Annotated in this window: 3 tRNA genes (1 of these 3 only partly in view); all 3 read right to left on the bottom strand. The window is 42.5% G+C overall.

Annotated features, from left to right (window positions below):
- Positions 1–238: 238 nt before the first annotated feature.
- A tRNA-Leu gene (locus RSC39_RS11890) sits at positions 239–324 on the bottom strand.
- Positions 325–362: 38 nt separating this feature from the next.
- Positions 363–434 (bottom strand) — tRNA-Gly (locus RSC39_RS11885).
- Between the two features lie 71 nt (positions 435–505).
- Positions 506–562: transfer RNA gene (locus RSC39_RS11880), tRNA-Thr, on the bottom strand (it continues 21 nt past the right edge of the window).

Below are 562 nucleotides of genomic sequence, written 5' to 3'. Positions count from 1 at the left end.
CAAGCCCCTAACATAACTAATAAAGAAAACACCAAGCTTAGTTGAAATAATTCTCTCAAAAATTTATTCATCATGCAAGTACTAATAAAGCTAACAATATTACTCAATGTAGCTCCCCTCCCTCCCAACTCATATTCATACTCCTTATTTCAAGCATGCACAAGTGGTCAATTTTGATCAAGTTTACAGTTTCATAAAACAAAAAAAGCAAGAGTCGCTAAACCCTTGCTTTCACTTATGCCGAGGACCGGTTTCGAACCGGTACGAAGGTTACCCTTCGCAGGATTTTAAGTCCTGTGCGTCTGCCAGTTCCGCCACCCCGGCAAAATATGGAAAATCCCCCACTAAGGGAGAACTAACAAAGCGAACGACGAGATTCGAACTCGCGACCCCAACCATGGCAAGGTTGTGTTCTACCCCTGAACTACGTTCGCAACGCTTAAAGAAAGTCAAACTCTCTTCATACCTCTAGCTGTACTCCATTAGGTCTAAACAGTTAAAGGAATGCCGACTACATGATTCGAACACGCGACCCTCTGATTACAAATCAGATGCTCTACCA

Origin of the sequence: Lactococcus sp. (assembly GCF_036648155.1) — a bacterium.
GTDB lineage: Bacteria > Bacillota > Bacilli > Lactobacillales > Streptococcaceae > Lactococcus > Lactococcus cremoris.
This window is presented reverse-complemented; position numbering and strand designations above follow the sequence as displayed.